A 15,794-nucleotide genomic window follows, 5' to 3' on the forward strand; every position below is an offset into this window, starting at 1 on the left:
TCGCGGCCCCCGCCGGTGCGCCTAGACGGGAAGGGCGGGGCGGGACAAGGTGCCTCGTTTATCCGTCATCGCGCGCGCGGCGAGGCAATCCGGAAGCCGTGCGTATGACGCTCCGGGTTGCTTCGCGGCGCTCGCCATGACGGCGGGGTATGCCTATCGCCGCGCGGCGCAGGTGTCGGCGGGGCCGGGGTCGAGATCGAGGCAGCGACCGTCCTGACCCGATACGGGCAAGCCGATCGTCGCGGCGAGGGTGGGCATGATGTCGACCGTTTCCACCGACAGCGGCTGTTCGAACCCGGTCATCCCCTTGCGCCAGAACAGGATCGGCACGCGGCGATCGTAATCCCACGGGCTGCCGTGCGTCTCGACATAGCCGGGGGCGGGGGTCTCGATCGTCGTGACGCGCGGTTTCAGCAGAACCAGCAGGTCGCCGGACCGTTCGGGATCGTAGCTGGCGCGCGCCCGCTCGATCAGCGTCCATGTCTCGGGCGGGGACGTCGGCATCGGCGTCGCGGCGATCTGCGCCCCGGTGAAGGCGGCGGCGACCTGCGGCATCGCGGCGAAGCGGCGCACCGCCTCCGCCAGCACGCGGGGCCGCTGTGCCGGGGTGAGCGCCTGATCGAGATAGATGTCGCCCTCCGTCCCCAGCAGCACCGGGCCGGCGATGCTCAGCGCCCGGCCGATCGCGGCGCCGACCGGCCTGGCCAGCGTCTGAGGATCGACATGCGCCTCCATCGGCATCGCGCGACGCAGCTGCCGTTCGGTCATGTCGTGCGCGCCGTGATCGGCGGTCAGCATCACCTCGTAATCGACGCCGGTTTCGTCCAGCACCGCGAAGAAGCCGGCGAGCGACTGATCCAGCTCGTTCATCTGGATGCACATCTCGGCACCCTGCGTGCCCAGCGAATGGCCGATGTAATCGGTGGCGGACAGGCCGACCGCGATCAGGTCGGTCGTGGCGCGCTTGCCGAGCTGCATGTCCTGCACCAGCCCCGCCGCCATCGCCAGCACCGCCGCGTCGGACGCGGGCGAGGCGCGGAACCCCTTCAGGTCGCCGGCCGTGCGGGTGAAGCGGCCCTGACCCAGCGTCATGCCCGCCACCGCGATCGGCGCGTCGACCGGCCGGCACCAGCCGGGCAGCGGCAGCGCCGCCTGCGGCCGGGCGATCAGCGCCGCCACCGCGTCGCGGGTCCGCTGCACCACCGGCGGCACCGCGCGGCCGGCATAGGAGACATAGGTCTTGCCGTCCCACCACCACAGCTCGTCGACCTTGTGGCCGCCCATCATCACCGCGGCGCGATCCTTGCCGGCGACGGAGACGACGCGGGCGTCGGGGTTCGCCGCCTTCATCCGTTCGCCCAGCGTCGGCACCTTCAGGTGCATGTCCGACACGGTGTAGCGATCATGGGTCGATTCGGGGACGCGCTCGTCCTCCGAGCAATAGACGGTCTTGTCGGGACGACCGACGCGCTGGTCGATCCAGTTATTGGCGATGATCCCGGTATGCGCGGGGCGATAGCCGGTCAGGATGGTGGAGTGGCCGGGACACGTCTCGGTCGCGGCATGGCTCTGATAGCCCGAGGGGAACACCGCGCCGGTCAGCAGCCGGGCGAGGCCGCCGGAGTAGTGGTTGCGATATTGCGCGAACAGGTCGGCGGCGAACTGGTCGACCGAGATCGCGACGATCAGCTTGGGCGGGGTCGCGGGGAAGGGCGGCGGGGGCGGCGTCGGCGCGGGCGGCGATACGGGCGCGGACGCACTGGCCCCCGGTACTGGCGACGACTGGCCGGCGGGTGAGGTCTGGGCGGCGGCCGGGGCGGCGGCGAGGAGCAGGGCGGCGGTGAAGAAGGGAGCGGTTTTCATCGGCATCCTTGGTGCATTGCCCCGGCGCTTCGTGCAAGACGCCGGCTGGCCGCGATCGGCCGGACGGATCGGTATCAGATGACTATCATGCGGTTTCTCGGCGTCATGTTGATGACGATCTTCCTGGCGCCCGGTTCACCCGCGCTGGCGCAGGCGGTGGCGGACGGCCCGCATCTGGCGATGCGGCTGGTGGCGGAAAGCGAACGCCCGCGCGCCGGCCAGCCGGTGACGCTGGCGATCGAGACGCGGCCGGAGGCCGGCTGGCACGGTTACTGGTCGAACCCCGGCGATGCCGGTTTCCCGGCGAGCTTTGGCTGGACGCTGCCCGGCGGCGTGACGGCGGCGGCGGCGGACTGGCCGGTGCCCGAGACGCTCGTCGTCGCGGGGCTGATGAATTACGTCTACGAGCGGCCCTATGCGCCGCTGGTGGCGCTGACCGTGCCGGCGGGGCTGGCGAACGGCATCGCGCTGCCGATCCGGCTGACGCTGAAATATCTGGTCTGCACCCGCACCGTCTGCGTGCCGGAGGAGCAGACGCTGGCGACCACGCTGACGGTGGGCGACGGTGCGATCACCCCGGCGGCGCGGGCGCGCTTCGATGCGTGGCGCCGCGCGATCCCCCGGCCGCTGGCACAGGCGGCGACATGGGCGGTGACCGATGGCGCGCTGCGCGTCGCGGTGCCGTATCCGGCGGATGCGGCCCTGTCGGACGCGTATCTGTTTCCCGCCGCCGCCGGATCGATCGAGCCGGCGGCGGCGCAGACCGTCGAGCGGGTCGGCGACCGGGTGATCGTGACGACGAAGGGTACGCCGATCGCGCCGTTCGCCGCCGTGCTGCGGATCGGTGCGGGGCAGGGGCTGGCGATCACGGCGGGGCCGGGCGTCGTACCGGGTGCAGCCGGCAGTGGCGGCTGGGTGATCGCGGCGCTGATCGCCTTCGCAGGCGCGGTGCTGGGCGGACTGATCCTGAACGTGATGCCCTGCGTCTTCCCGATCCTGAGCCTGAAGGCCCTGAGCCTCGCCCGCGCCAATACCGGCGAGCGCGAGGCGCGGCGCGAGGCGCTGGCCTATGCCGGCGGGGTCGTGCTGGTGTGTCTGGCGCTGGGGGCGATCATCCTGGGGCTGCGGGCGGGCGGGGCGACGATCGGCTGGGCGTTCCAGTTGCAGGACCCGCGCGTCGTGGTCGTGCTGCTGCTGCTGGCGGTGGCGATCTCGCTGAACCTGTCGGGGCTGTTCGAGGTGCCGATGCCGCGCTGGGCCGGCGGCGCGGGGGCCAGCAAGGGCGTGGGCGGCGCCTTCGCCACGGGTGCGCTGGCGGCGTTCGTGGCGACGCCGTGTTCGGGGCCGTTCATGGGCGCAGCGCTGGGCGCGGCGCTGGTGCTGCCGGTGCCCGCCGCGCTGGCGGTGTTCGGCGGGCTGGGGCTGGGACTGGCGCTGCCGTTCCTGCTGCTGGGCTTCGTACCGGCGTTGCGACGGCGGATGCCGAAGCCGGGGGCGTGGATGGGGCGGCTGCGGCGTATCCTGTCGGTGCCGATGTGGCTGACCGCGCTGGCGCTGGCATGGGTGCTGGGGCGGCAGGCGGGGGTCGAGGGGATGACGCTGGGGCTGGCGGCGGCGCTGCTCGCGGCGCTCGGCCTGTGGATCGGCGGGCGACGACAGCACAAGGGGCTGGGCCTTGGCTGGGCAATGGTGCCGGTGATCGCGAGTCTGGGCGCGGTGGCGCTGGTGCGACCGGTGCCGGCGGGTGCGACCACCGCGACGGCGGGCGATGCGTTTTCGGAAAGCAGGCTGGCGGCGCTGCGGGCGGAAGGGCGGCCGGTCTTCGCCTATTTCACCGCCGACTGGTGCCTGACCTGCAAGGTGAACGAAAAGGCGGCGATCGAGCGATCGGGCGTGCAGGCGGCATTCACGCGCAACAAGGTGGCGGTGCTGGTCGGCGACTGGACGGACGGGGACCCGGTGCTGGGCCGCTTCATCGAACGGCATAATCGCGCCGGCGTACCGCTGTACCTCTATTACGCCCCGGGGGCGGCCGCGCCACGGGTGCTGCCGCAGGTGCTGACCCCGGCGATGCTGGAGGCGCTGGGACGTTAGGCGGGAGAAAAGCGCCATTCCGGCCCTTGTGCAGTGCGACAAATCCGCGCAGCATGGAACCTTGCACAATGCGGGGTAATTGATCGTTCCGATGGTGAAACAGGCGTTCGACGAGATCATGGGGATGGCCGGCGGTCCGCCGCCGCGCGCCGAGCTTGCCGCGCTGAGCCGCTGGATCGAGGCGACCCCGGACGCCGAACTGCGCCGGCGCCAGCAGGCGGCGGAGGCGACGTTCCGCCAGCTGGGCATCACCTTCGCGGTATATGGCGAGAGCGAGGCGAGCGAACGGATCATCCCGTTCGACATCGTGCCGCGCGTCTTCATGCACGACGAATGGGAACGGCTGTCGGCCGGGCTGATCCAGCGGGTGGAGGCGATCAACGCGTTTCTGGAGGATATCTACGGCGAGCGGCGCATCCTGAAGGAGGGCGTGCTGCCGACCGATCTGGTGCTGGGCAACCCGCAGTTCCGCCCCGAGATCGCCGGGATGCGCCCGCCGCACGGCGTCTGGGCGCATATCTGCGGCATCGACCTAGTCCGCACCGGCCCCGACGAATTCTTCGTGCTGGAGGACAATGCCCGCACTCCCTCCGGCGTCAGCTATATGCTGGAGAACCGGGAGGCGATGCTGCGGCTGTGCCCCGAACTGTTCCGCGATTTCCGCGTCGCGGCGGTGGACAGCTATCCCGATCGCCTGCTGGAGACGATGAAGTCGGTCGCGCCGATCGGCGTCAGCGCGCCGACCTGCGTCGTGCTGACGCCGGGTCATTACAACTCCGCCTATTACGAACATAGTTTCCTGGCCGATTCGATGGGGATCGAACTGGTCGAGGCCGCCGATCTGGTCGTCGACGACGACATGGTGTGGATGCGCACGATCGCGGGGCGGGTGAAGGTCGATGTGATCTATCGCCGGGTCGACGACGATTACCTCGATCCGCTGGTGTTCCGCCCGGATTCGGCGCTGGGCGTGCCGGGGCTGATCGCCGCCTATGCCGCCGGCAACGTCGCGATCATCAACGCGCCGGGCAACGGCATCGCCGACGACAAGGCGATCTACAGCTACATGCCCGAGATCGTCCGTTTCTATTCGGGGGGCGAGGCGAAGCTGCCCAATGTCGAGACGTGGCGCTGCCGCGAGCCGCAGGCGCTGAAATACGTGCTCGACAATCTGGAAGACGTGGTGGTGAAGCTGGTTGACGGATCGGGAGGCTACGGGATGCTGGTCGGCCCGACCGCGTCGACGGCGGAGATCGAGGCGTTCCGCGCCGCGCTGATCGCCGAGCCACATCGCTACATCGCGCAGCCGACGCTGGCGCTGTCGACCGTACCGACGCTGGCGGACAGCGGCCTGGCACCACGCCATGTCGATTTCCGGCCGTTCGTGCTGACCGGATCACGCGGCGTGCAGGTGGTGCCCGGCGGGCTGACCCGCGTCGCGCTGAAGGAAGGATCGCTGGTGGTCAATTCCAGCCAGGGCGGCGGCACCAAAGACAGTTTCGTGCTGATGGACGACCGGCCCAGCCAGAGCCAGAGTCAGGGCGATGGACAGAGCCAGACGATGGGCGGGATGACGCAGACACAGGGTATCGGCGGCATGACGCAGGGCATGGATCGGGGCACGAACCAGGGTGTGACCCGCTGATGCTCAGTCGTACCGCATCCTCGCTCTACTGGCTGGGCCGTTATTTCGAGCGGGCCGACTTCATCGCGCGGCTGGTGGAGGCGACGGTGCGGCTCGACGTGCTGTCGCCACGCCCGGCGGGTCGCGCCGCCTGGGCTTCCGCACTGGCGGTGACCGATACCGATGTCGCGTTCGAGGCGGCCGGCGCCGAACTGAAGCGCAGCGAGGTGGCGCGGTTCCTGACGATCGACAACAGCCATGCCGGATCGATCGTCCATAGCCTCGACATGGCGCGCAACAACGCCCGCGCCGTCCGCACCGCGCTGACCCGCGAGGCGTGGAGCGCGATCAACCGCGCGTGGCTGATGTTCGAGGCGAAACCCGCCGCGACCGACGCGACCTCGGTGCTGAACCTGGTCGAGGCGGTGAAGAACGAGACGCGCGGGTTCGAGGGCGCGGTCCACCGGATGCTGCGCAACCAGACGACATGGTTCATCCGGCTGGGGCAGGCGGTGGAGCGGGCGGACAACACCGCGCGGCTGCTGGACGTGAAATACCACATCCTGCTGCCCGAGGGGGAGCGGGTCGGCGGAGTCGTCGACCGCGACCAGTGGACGACGATCCTGCAGACGGTATCCGCCGTCACCGCCTATCGCTGGCTGTATTCGGACGGGTTGCGGCCGGGCAACGTCATCGATCTGCTGATCGCGCGCGCCGAACTGCCGCGCAGTCTTGCCGCGTCGGTCGAGGAGACGGTGGATGTGCTGCTGATGCTGGCCAAGCGCACCGGGCAGCACGGCGAGGCGGACCGGATGGCGCGGCTGCGCGCGACGCGGATGGCGAAGACCCGGTCGGGCGAGGTGATCGCTTCCGGACTGCACCAGTATCTGCAATCCTTCATCGAAGAAAACGCGTTGCTTCACGGGGCGATCGGCCGCCAGTTCAAGTTCGGCTGACGATATCGAACGGGCAATATCAGGGGGCCATATGCGGTTATCGATCCTACACCGTACCGCGTACCGCTTTTCCGAGCCGCAGGCCCGGCTGGTGCAGTTGCTGCGCGTCACCCCGCCCGACACGCATGACCAGACGGTCGCGAACTGGCGGATCGACGTGGATTGCGACGCCAAGCTGCGCGACGGGCGTGACGGCTGGGGCAACCGGGTAACGATGCTCTATGCCGAAGGGCCGATCCATGGGCTGGAGATCGAGATCAGCGGCGAGGTGTTGACCACCCATTCGGACGGGGTGCTGCACGGCCTGACCGAGACGTTGCCGCCGCCCGTGTTCCTGCGCGCGACCGACCTGACGATGCCCGATGCGGGGATCGCCGCGTTCGTGGCGGAACGGGCGGGGGAGACGCCGCTGGGGACGCTGCACCGGCTGAATGCGGCCTTGCACGAACAGTTCGTGTTCGACCGGTCCCGCCCCGCCGGGCTGACCGCCGCCGCCGCTTTCGCGCGGGGCGAGGCGACGCCGCGCGACGTGGCGCACATCTTTCTGGTCGGCGCGCGGGGGCTGGGCGTGCCGGCGCGCTATGTCTCCGGCTATTCGCGGCTGGCGGGGGAACACCGGCCGACCCCGCATGGCTGGGCGGAGGCGTATATCGACGGGCTGGGCTGGGTCGGGTTCGATCCCTGTACGGGGCTGTGCCCGCAGGACGATCATGTCCGCGTCGCGATCGCGCTGGACGCGGTGGGGGCGGCGCCGATCGCCGGATCGCGGCTGGGAGACGGCCAGGAACGGCTGGATGTCGAGGTACGGGTCGCGGAGGCGTAGGGCCGGAGCCGGACGGGATGCGATCATCCCGTCCGGCCTCGCCGGTAGCAGGCGATCAGTTCTTGATCGTCACCATCGTGACGGGCGTACCCTTGGTCGAAGCGTTGGCGGCGATCGTCTTGACCTTTTCCGCCTTGGGCTTGCGGACTTCCTTGTTCGATTTCTGCTGGCTCTTGGCCATGGCGGTGTCCTTCGCGGGCGAAGCGCCCGACATTATCCTACACCCTGCCGCCGTGATCGCGGCATGGATTCGGCCTGCCGGTCAGGCGTGGACCAGCGGCGCCAGATCGGTATCGGTCAGCCGCCGCCAGCCGGCGGGCCCCAGTATCTCGATCGGGCGATAGCGCGTCTTGTATTCCATCCGCGCCGACCCCTTCACCCAATAGCCGAGATAGACATAGGGCAGGCCGGCATCGCGGGCGCGCATGATGTGATCGATGATGATGAAATTGCCGAGGCTGGTGCGCGTCTCGTCGTCGGTCACGAAGAAGCTGTAGATCATCGACAGGCCGTCCGCCTGACGATCGGTGAGGCAGGCTGCGACCAGCCGGCCGCGACGGCCGTCGACCGATGGTTCGCGATATTCGACGATCAGCGAGTTGACCGGCGAATGCTCGATCATGTCGGCATAATCATCCTCGTCCATCCCCGCCATGCCGCCGCCGGGATGTCGCGCGGCGAGATAGCGGCGCAGCAGGCGATACTGCTCGTCGGTAGCCCAGGCGCGGCAGGCGGTGACCTCCAGATCGGCATGGCGCTTCATCAGCTTGCGCTGGGTGGCGTTGAGGCGGAATTCCGCGGTGACGACGCGCACCGACACGCAGGCGGTGCAGCCCGCGCAGGATGGGCGGTAGGCGACCCCCTGCGACCGCCGGAATCCGATGCGGCTGAGCGCATCGTTGAGTTCGGTGGCGTGCGGGCCGGTCAGTTCGGTGAACACCTTCCGCTCCTGCCGGCCCGGCAGATAGGGGCAGGGGGACGGACTGGTGACGAAGAAGCGCGGAAAGCGGAAAGGCGCGGTCACCGCCGAAATACCCCCGGAAAAACGGACATGCCCGTATATGTATGGCCGTCGCGCTGATGAAAAGCGCGTTAACCATTATTCGGTCCGCCGCATCCGCTTTTGCGAGCATTATCAGGCGAAGATGGACCACGGAACGACTGCTATGCTACTGCGTTGCAGCAATTCACTGCATGGGAGAATTATTGATGCGTAACGTTACTGCACTGGCCTCGGCCCTCGCGATCGTCGCTGCCCCGGTCATGGCCGCGCCGGCGTTCGCCGCCCCCGTCGCCAACAAGGCGTCGTCGCTGTCGGTCGCGCGTGCGTCGACCCCGACCGCGAAGAAGAACAATCTGGCCGGTGCCGGCCTGATTGCGGCCGTGCTGGCCGCCGGCGTCGCCGCGATCGGCGTCGTGGCGATCGTCAACGACAGCGAAGACTCCGACAGCAACTGATCGTTGCGGGGGCCGGTGAAGCCGGCCCCCGTTTCCCTGCCCCTTGCCGGTCAGGCGAGTTCCACCTGCGTGGTGTCGTAGCCGCCCTCGATCAGGCTGGCGATCAGCCGGTTCAGATGCGACCGGTCCCGCGTTTCACATTCGATATCGGTGATGAGGCCCTTGGCCGGCAATGTCGTGAAGACGCGCTGGTGATAGACCTCGATGATGTTCACGCGCTGCTGTTCGAAGATGCGCGCGACGTTGAACAGGGCGCCCGGCTGATCCTGCAGCCTGATCCGCAGCCGTGCCAGCCGCCCCGACCGCGCCAGATCGCGCAGCAGGACGTTGGCGAGCAAACGCGTGTCGATGTTGCCGCCGCACAGCACTACCCCCACCGTCTTCCCCGCGAACCGGCCCGGATGCGCGAGCAGCGCGGCGAGGCCAGCGGCGCCCGCCCCCTCGACCACCGTCTTCTCGATCTGGAGCAAGAGGCTGACCGCCTCCTCCAGGCTGCGCTCGTTGACCAGCAGGATCTCGTCGACGAGTTGCGCGACCATCCGGGCGGTGATGCCGCCCGGTTCCTTGACCGCGATCCCCTCCGCCAGCGTATCGCCCGCGCAAGGGTGATCGGTGCCGTTGATGCGGTTATACATCGACGGGAACAGTTCCGCCTCCACCCCGACGACCTCGATCGGGCGGCCCATCGACCGCGCGACCGTGGCCATGCCCGAGATCAGGCCACCGCCGCCGATCGGGGTGACGAGCGTGTCGATCGCGGGCACGTCCTCGAACATCTCGATCGCGACGGTACCCTGTCCGGCGATGATGCGGGGATCGTCGAACGGGTGAACGAAGGTGAAGCCGCGTTCCCCCTCCAGCACGCGGGCATGGGCATAGGCGGCGTCGAAGGTGTCGCCGTGCAGGACGACGTTGGCACCGTGCCCCTCGGTCTGCACGACCTTCACGGTCGGGGTGTTGGTGGGCATCACGATCGTGGCGGGCACGCCCAGCCGGTTGGCATGATAGGCCAGCCCCTGCGCATGGTTGCCGGCGGAGGCGGCGATCACGCCCTTGGCCTTCGCCTCGTCCGACAGCAGCAGCAGCGTGTTGAGCGCGCCGCGTTCCTTGTAGGCGGCGGTGAACTGGAGATTCTCGAACTTCAGATACACCGTCGCGCCCGTCATCTGCGACAGGGTGCGGCTGATGAGCGTCGGCGTGCGGACGATCGAGGGACGGATGCGATCGTGCGCGGCGCGAACGTCCGCGATATCGACCGGGAGGGACTCGGGCGGAAGAAGCGCGGGTTGCGGGTTGACCTGTGTTGCCATGCCCCCCGTTAGACCGTCTGGCGCGGTGGGGAAACACCGCTTATGCGGGAGCGGATATGGCAAAACTGGCTTTCATCGGAACCGGCGTGATGGGGGCGCCGATGGCGGGGCACCTGGTCGCGGCCGGGCATGACGTCACCGTCTACAACCGCACCGCGGCCAAGGCGGCGGCATGGGCGGAGAAATATGGCGGCAGCGTCGCCGATACCCCGGCGGCGGCGGCAAGAGATGCGGCGGCGGTGTTCGCCTGCGTCGGCAACGACGACGATCTGGCGGCGGTGACGCTGGGGCCGGACGGTGCGTTCGCCGCGATGGCGGATGGCGCGCTGTTCGTCGACCACACCACCGTATCCGCCACGATCGCGCGCCGGCTGGCCGATGACACCCGGCTGCTGGTGCTGGACGCGCCGGTATCGGGCGGGCAGGCGGGGGCCGAGAACGGCAAGCTGTCGATCATGTGCGGCGGTTCCGACGCGGCGTTCGCGGCGGCCGAGCCGTTGATGGCGGCCTATGCCGCGCGCATCGTCCATGTCGGCCCGGCCGGGGCGGGGCAGCAGACCAAGATGTGCAACCAGATCGCGATCGCCGGCGTGGTGCAAGGCGTGGCGGAGGCGCTGCGCTTCGCCCAGAATAGCGGACTGGATACGGACAAGGTGCTGGCGGCGATTTCCGGCGGCGCGGCGCAGAGCTGGCAGATGGTCAATCGCTGGGAATCGATGGCGGCGGAACGGTTCGATTTCGGCTTCGCGGTCGACTGGATGCGCAAGGATCTGGGGCTGGCGCTGGACGAGGCACGGACGAACGGCGCGGTGCTGCCGGTCGCGGCGCTGGTCGATCAATTCTATGCCGAGGTGCAGGCGATGGGCGGCGCGCGGCAGGACACCAGCGCGCTGGTGCGGAGATTGCCGAAGTGAAGGGTTTCGTCGTTGCGCTCGCGCTGCTGCTTCCCACCTCCGCCTTCGCCGACGCGCTGGTCGATAATGTCGACGGCGTGACGCTGGACGCGGACGGCAAGGTCGTGCGATTTACCGGCGTGTTGATGTCGCTCGACGGCAAGGTCGTAAAACTGCTGTCGGCGAAGGACAAGCGGCCCGACAAGCTGGACTGGCGGGCGGACATGAAGGGGCGGGTGCTGATCCCCGGTTTCGTCGACGCGCATGGCCATGTGCTGGAACTGGGGTTCCGGCAGGTCGAACTCGACCTGTCGGGCACGAAGACTCTGGACGAGGCGAAGGCGCGGATCGCGGCCTATGCGGCGGCCAATCCCGATCGTAAATGGATATTGGGCGGCGGCTGGAATCAGGAAATCTGGGGGCTGGGCCGATTTCCGACCGCCGCCGATCTGGATGCCGTAGTCGCCGACCGGCCGGTATTCCTGGCACGGGTGGACGGCCATGCCGGCTGGGCCAACAGCGCTGCGATCAAGGCGGCGGGCGTGACCGCGAAAAGCGTGTCGCCGCCGGGCGGCCGGATCGAGAAGACGGGCACGCTGCCCGCCGGCGTCTTCGTCGACGCCGCGCAGGACCTGATCCGCAAGGCGGTACCGCAGCCGCAGCCCAAGGAGCGCGACGTCGCGTTCATGAAGGCGCAGGTCGCCCTGCTATCCGCCGGGGTGACCGCGACGGCCGACATGGGCACCAGCGTCGACGACTGGCTGACCTATCGCCGGGCGGGGGATCGCGGCGCGCTGCGCGTGCGGATCATGAGCTATGGCGCGGGGATGGAGGATACGGTGCGGATCGGCGGCAACGGGCCGACGCCGTGGCTTTATGCCGATCGACTGCGGCTGGTCGGGGTGAAGCTGTACGGCGACGGCGCCCTGGGATCGCGCGGTGCGTGGCTGAAGACACCCTATGCCGATGCGCCCGGCCAGCGCGGGCTGGGCTTCATGACCGACACCGTCATCCGCAACCTGATGAGCCGGGCGGCGATGGATAATTACCAGATCGCGGTCCACGCGATCGGCGATGCCGCCAACGCACAGGCGCTGGGCGCGATCGACGAACTGGCGGAGACGTACAAGGGTGACCGGCGCTGGCGGATCGAACATGCGCAGGTGATCGATCCGGTCGATCTGCCCCGGTTCGGCAAGCACGGCATCGTCGCCTCGATGCAGCCGGTCCACCAGACCAGCGACCGGACGATGGCCGAGGCGCGGCTGGGACCGGCACGGCTGGCGGGGGCCTATGCGTGGCGGTCGATGCTGTCGAACGGCGCGCCGCTGGCGTTCGGATCGGATTACCCGGTCGAGCAGCCCGATCCCTTTGCCGGCTGGGCGGCGGCGTTCACGCGGCAGGGGGCGGACGACCAGCCCTATGGCGGCTGGCAGCCGCAACAGGCGGTGACGCGCGAACAGGCATGGCGCGCCTTCACGCAAGGGGGTGCCTATGCCGGGTTCGCGGAGGATAAATTCGGGCGGCTGGCGCCGGGGCAGCGCGCCGATTTCCTGATCGTCGACCATGATCCCGCCACCGCCAGCACCGCCGAGCTGCGCGCGACGAAGGTGCAGGAGACATGGATCGGGGGCGAGAAGGTGTGGGAGCGGAAATAGACCTTTCCGCGATCGTCGCCGACATCGCGGCGGAGATGGCGGCGGCCCCGGATCGCGGCCGGCCGGCGGATTACATTCCGCCGCTCGCCGCGATCGATCCGAACCGCTTCGGCATCGCGGTGATCGAGATGGACGGCACCTGCCATCTGGCCGGCGACGCGGACGAGGCGTTCTCGATCCAGTCGATCTCCAAGGTCTTCGCGCTGACGCTGGCGCTGGGCCATGTCGGCGACCAGTTGTGGCGACGGGTGGGGGTGGAGCCGTCGGGCAGCGCGTTCAACTCGATCGTGCAGCTGGAGGCGGAACAGGGCATCCCGCGCAATCCGTTCATCAATGCCGGCGCGATCGTGGTCGCCGACATCCTGCTGGGCCGGCACGAACCGCGCGAGGCGATCGGCGAGACGCTCCGCTTCGTCCGCGCGCTGGCGGGGGACGACACGATCGTGATCGACCGTGCGGTGGCGGAGGCGGAACTGGCGACGGGCCACCGCAACGCGGCGCTGGCGAATTACATGCGGTCGTTCGGCAATATCCATCATCCGGCCGAACGGACGCTGGGCGTCTATTTCCATCAATGCGCGCTGGCGATGAGTTGCCGGCAACTGGCGCTGGCGGGGCGATACCTGATGGCGGCGGGGGCGAATCCCGGCACCGGGCGACAGGTGGTGTCACGGCTGCGCGCGCGGCGGATCAATGCGCTGATGATGACGTGCGGCCATTACGACGGATCGGGGGAGTTCGCGTTCCGGGTCGGCCTGCCGGGTAAGTCAGGGGTCGGCGGCGGTATCCTGGCGGTGGCGCCGGGGCGGGCGAGCGTCGCGGTGTGGTCGCCCGGCCTCAACGCGCGCGGCAATTCGCAACTCGGCACGTTGGCGCTGGAACGGCTGGTGCAGCGCACCGGCTGGTCCGCGTTCGAGGCGGGGTAGGGCCAACTCAAGCTATCTGGCGCGGCCGTTCATGCCCGCGTAAGGCGCGGCTCATGACGACAAAAATCGCCGCCGCCGCCTCTCCGATCATCGAATCGCGCGACCAGCTGATCGCCAGCTTCGCGCGCGGCGAGAAGCCGGCCGACCGCTGGCGGATCGGGACCGAACACGAGAAGTTCGTCTATCGCACCGCCGATCACCGGGCGCCGTCCTATGACGAACCCGGCGGCATCCGCGATCTGTTGATGGCGCTGACCGAACATGGCTGGCGCCCGGTCGAGGAGATCGGCCCGGACGGCAGCACCAACGTGATCGCGCTGAACGGCGCGGACGGCAGCGTCAGCCTGGAGCCGGCGGGGCAGTTCGAACTGTCGGGCGCGCCGCTCGAAAACCTGCACCAGACCTGCGCCGAGACCGGCCGGCACCTGCAACAGGTGAAGGCGGCGGGCGAGCGGCTGGGGGTCGGCTTTCTGGGGCTGGGCATGTGGCCGGACAAGACGCGCGTCGAACTGCCGGTGATGCCCAAGGGGCGGTACGGGATCATGCGCCGGCATATGCCGCGTGTCGGCAATCTCGGGCTCGACATGATGCTGCGCACCTGCACCATCCAGGTGAACCTCGACTATGCGTCGGAGGCGGACATGGTGAAGAAGTTCCGGGTCGGCCTGGCGCTGCAACCGCTGGCCACCGCGCTGTTCGCCAACTCGCCCTTCACCGAAGGCAAGCCCAACGGGATGCTGTCGTTCCGCAGCCATATCTGGTCCGACACCGATCCGCAGCGCACGGGCATGCTGCCGTTCGTGTTCGAGGACGGGTTCGGCTATGAACGCTATGCCGACTACATGCTCGATGTGCCGATGTACTTCGTCTATCGCGAAGGACGGTATATCGATGCGGCGGGCCTGAGCTTCCGCGATTTCCTGCGCGGCGAACTGTCGGTGCTGCCGGGCGAGAAGCCGACGCTGGACGACTGGACCGATCATCTGTCCACCGCCTTTCCGGAAGTGCGGCTGAAGACCTTCCTCGAAATGCGCGGTGCCGATGGCGGCCCCTGGAACCGCATCTGCGCGCTGCCCGCCTTCTGGGTGGGCCTGCTCTACGACGACGCGGCGCTGGATGCGGCATGGGATCTGGTGAAGCACTGGACGCTGGAGGAACGGCAGGCGCTGCGCGACGCGGTGCCGGCGATGGCACTGGATGCGCCGCTGCCCGGTGGCGGCCGCCTGCGCGATATCGCCGGTGCGGTGCTCGACATCGCCCATGCCGGGCTGGCGGCGCGGGGCCGGTTCAATGCCTCGGGCGACGACGAGACCGGCTTCCTCGAACCGCTGCGCGAGATCGTGCGCAGCGGCAAGGTGCCGGCCGAGATGCTGCTCGACCGGTATCATGGCGACTGGAACGGCGACGTATCGCGGATTTACGCCGAAGCACGCTTCTGACCGGCTTGCGCCCGGCGTGCGGCGACGCTAGTCCGGGTGCAGCGCGGGTATAGCACAATGGTAGTGCAGCAGCCTTCCAAGCTGAATACACGGGTTCGATTCCCGTTACCCGCTCCATCTCCTCACCAGCCGACGAAACGGGATGTGCATGCCATGGCGTGTGCCATTGCCGAATGATCTCGACCGCCATCATCGACACCGTGTCTGGGTGATGGCGACGAAGCTGGCGCGGCGGGCTGGCGGAAGAGGTGTCCGTCGAATGCCATGTAACCGGTCATAACCTGACATCACCTAGTGACCGGTTAACACCATGATTGTGCAGCATTTTTAAAATTCACTGGGATTCGGACGTAACCTACCGTCATGCTACAAGCACCGAGACTTGTTAGGGCACATGGTGGGGCAGGATGGCGAGAAGCATCAATCGACTGACAGCGCTGGATGTCAAAAACGAGAAGCGTCCCGGTCTGCACGCCGATGGCGGCGGCCTCTATCTATCGACCACGAACGGCGGCCGCCGATGGGTGTTCCTGTATCGCTGGGAGGGTAAGCGCCGAGAGATGGGGCTTGGCGCTACCGGTGACGTTCCACTGGTACGAGCTCGACAGTTAGCCGCTCAAGCTCGGCAGCAGGTGTGAAGCGTCCCGGGTTTCCCGGAGGCTCCCACTTGTGAGTAGGAGCATTGGAAATGAGCAAGACGACGAACAAGTTTTCACGCGAGGTCCGCGAACGCGCGGTCCGGATGGTGAG

The 15,794-nt window shown here is 68.6% G+C and carries 14 protein-coding genes and 1 tRNA gene; 11 read left to right on the forward strand and 4 right to left on the reverse strand.

What is annotated here, in order from left to right; translation table 11 throughout:
- Positions 1 to 153: 153 nt before the first annotated feature.
- On the reverse strand, positions 154 to 1,863 hold the full coding sequence (locus ABD719_RS15020) for an alkaline phosphatase family protein (protein ID WP_344694183.1): 1,710 nt from the start codon (positions 1,861 to 1,863) through the stop codon (positions 154 to 156).
- Positions 1,864 to 1,950: 87 nt separating this feature from the next.
- Here ABD719_RS15020 and ABD719_RS15025 point away from each other — a divergent pair, with 87 nt between their 5' ends.
- From ABD719_RS15025 to ABD719_RS15040, 4 genes are all read left to right on the forward strand, one after another.
- Complete coding sequence (locus ABD719_RS15025; protein WP_344694205.1) at positions 1,951 to 3,957, forward strand: protein-disulfide reductase DsbD family protein; 2,007 nt, start codon at positions 1,951 to 1,953, stop codon at positions 3,955 to 3,957.
- 91 nt (positions 3,958 to 4,048) lie between these two features.
- Positions 4,049 to 5,602, forward strand: coding sequence for a circularly permuted type 2 ATP-grasp protein (locus ABD719_RS15030; protein ID WP_344694206.1), 1,554 nt, complete (start codon positions 4,049 to 4,051; stop codon positions 5,600 to 5,602).
- Entirely contained in the window at positions 5,602 to 6,537 is a 936-nt protein-coding gene (locus ABD719_RS15035; protein WP_344694184.1) for an alpha-E domain-containing protein, read from the forward strand. Before ABD719_RS15030 ends, ABD719_RS15035 begins: the two co-directional genes overlap by 1 nt.
- Before the next feature lie 31 nt (positions 6,538 to 6,568).
- Complete coding sequence (locus tag ABD719_RS15040) at positions 6,569 to 7,360, forward strand: transglutaminase family protein (protein ID WP_344694185.1); 792 nt, start codon at positions 6,569 to 6,571, stop codon at positions 7,358 to 7,360.
- 55 nt (positions 7,361 to 7,415) lie between these two features.
- Here ABD719_RS15040 and ABD719_RS15045 read toward each other — a convergent pair whose 3' ends face one another.
- Positions 7,416 to 7,541 carry a hypothetical protein gene (locus ABD719_RS15045; RefSeq protein ID WP_344694186.1) on the reverse strand — a complete coding sequence of 42 codons (126 nt, stop codon included), beginning with the start codon at positions 7,539 to 7,541 and terminating at the stop codon, positions 7,416 to 7,418.
- Between the two features lie 81 nt (positions 7,542 to 7,622).
- Entirely contained in the window at positions 7,623 to 8,384 is a 762-nt protein-coding gene (locus tag ABD719_RS15050) for an arginyltransferase (RefSeq protein ID WP_344694187.1), read from the reverse strand.
- A 185-nt stretch (positions 8,385 to 8,569) separates the two neighbouring features.
- Between ABD719_RS15050 and ABD719_RS15055 the strand changes: the two genes are divergently transcribed.
- Positions 8,570 to 8,818, forward strand: coding sequence for a hypothetical protein (locus tag ABD719_RS15055; RefSeq protein ID WP_344694188.1), 249 nt, complete (start codon positions 8,570 to 8,572; stop codon positions 8,816 to 8,818).
- A gap of 50 nt (positions 8,819 to 8,868) precedes the next feature.
- Here ABD719_RS15055 and ABD719_RS15060 read toward each other — a convergent pair whose 3' ends face one another.
- Positions 8,869 to 10,128: a threonine ammonia-lyase gene (locus ABD719_RS15060; protein WP_344694189.1), complete on the reverse strand. Its 1,260-nt coding sequence runs from the start codon at positions 10,126 to 10,128 to the stop codon at positions 8,869 to 8,871.
- Positions 10,129 to 10,184: 56 nt separating this feature from the next.
- On the opposite strand from ABD719_RS15060, the gene ABD719_RS15065 reads away from it, so the two are divergent.
- From ABD719_RS15065 to ABD719_RS18725, 6 genes are all read left to right on the forward strand, one after another.
- Positions 10,185 to 11,042: an NAD(P)-dependent oxidoreductase gene (locus tag ABD719_RS15065; protein ID WP_344694190.1), complete on the forward strand. Its 858-nt coding sequence runs from the start codon at positions 10,185 to 10,187 to the stop codon at positions 11,040 to 11,042.
- Positions 11,039 to 12,679 carry an amidohydrolase gene (locus tag ABD719_RS15070; protein ID WP_344694191.1) on the forward strand — a complete coding sequence of 547 codons (1,641 nt, stop codon included), beginning with the start codon at positions 11,039 to 11,041 and terminating at the stop codon, positions 12,677 to 12,679. The genes ABD719_RS15065 and ABD719_RS15070 overlap by 4 nt, the downstream gene beginning before the upstream one ends.
- Positions 12,643 to 13,605 (forward strand): glutaminase, encoded by a 963-nt coding sequence (locus ABD719_RS15075; RefSeq protein ID WP_344694192.1) that lies wholly within the window; start codon positions 12,643 to 12,645, stop codon positions 13,603 to 13,605. Before ABD719_RS15070 ends, ABD719_RS15075 begins: the two co-directional genes overlap by 37 nt.
- Before the next feature lie 53 nt (positions 13,606 to 13,658).
- The gene (locus tag ABD719_RS15080) at positions 13,659 to 15,044 is read left to right on the forward strand and encodes a glutamate--cysteine ligase (protein ID WP_344694193.1); all 1,386 of its coding nucleotides are present in this window, start codon (positions 13,659 to 13,661) and stop codon (positions 15,042 to 15,044) included.
- A gap of 43 nt (positions 15,045 to 15,087) precedes the next feature.
- A tRNA-Gly gene (locus ABD719_RS15085) sits at positions 15,088 to 15,161 on the forward strand.
- A 290-nt stretch (positions 15,162 to 15,451) separates the two neighbouring features.
- Positions 15,452 to 15,682, forward strand: coding sequence for an Arm DNA-binding domain-containing protein (locus ABD719_RS18725; protein ID WP_425567184.1), 231 nt, complete (start codon positions 15,452 to 15,454; stop codon positions 15,680 to 15,682).
- Positions 15,683 to 15,794 lie beyond the last annotated feature (112 nt).

It is taken from the genome of Sphingomonas cynarae, from assembly GCF_039537815.1.
In the GTDB taxonomy this organism is placed as follows: domain Bacteria; phylum Pseudomonadota; class Alphaproteobacteria; order Sphingomonadales; family Sphingomonadaceae; genus Sphingomonas; species Sphingomonas cynarae.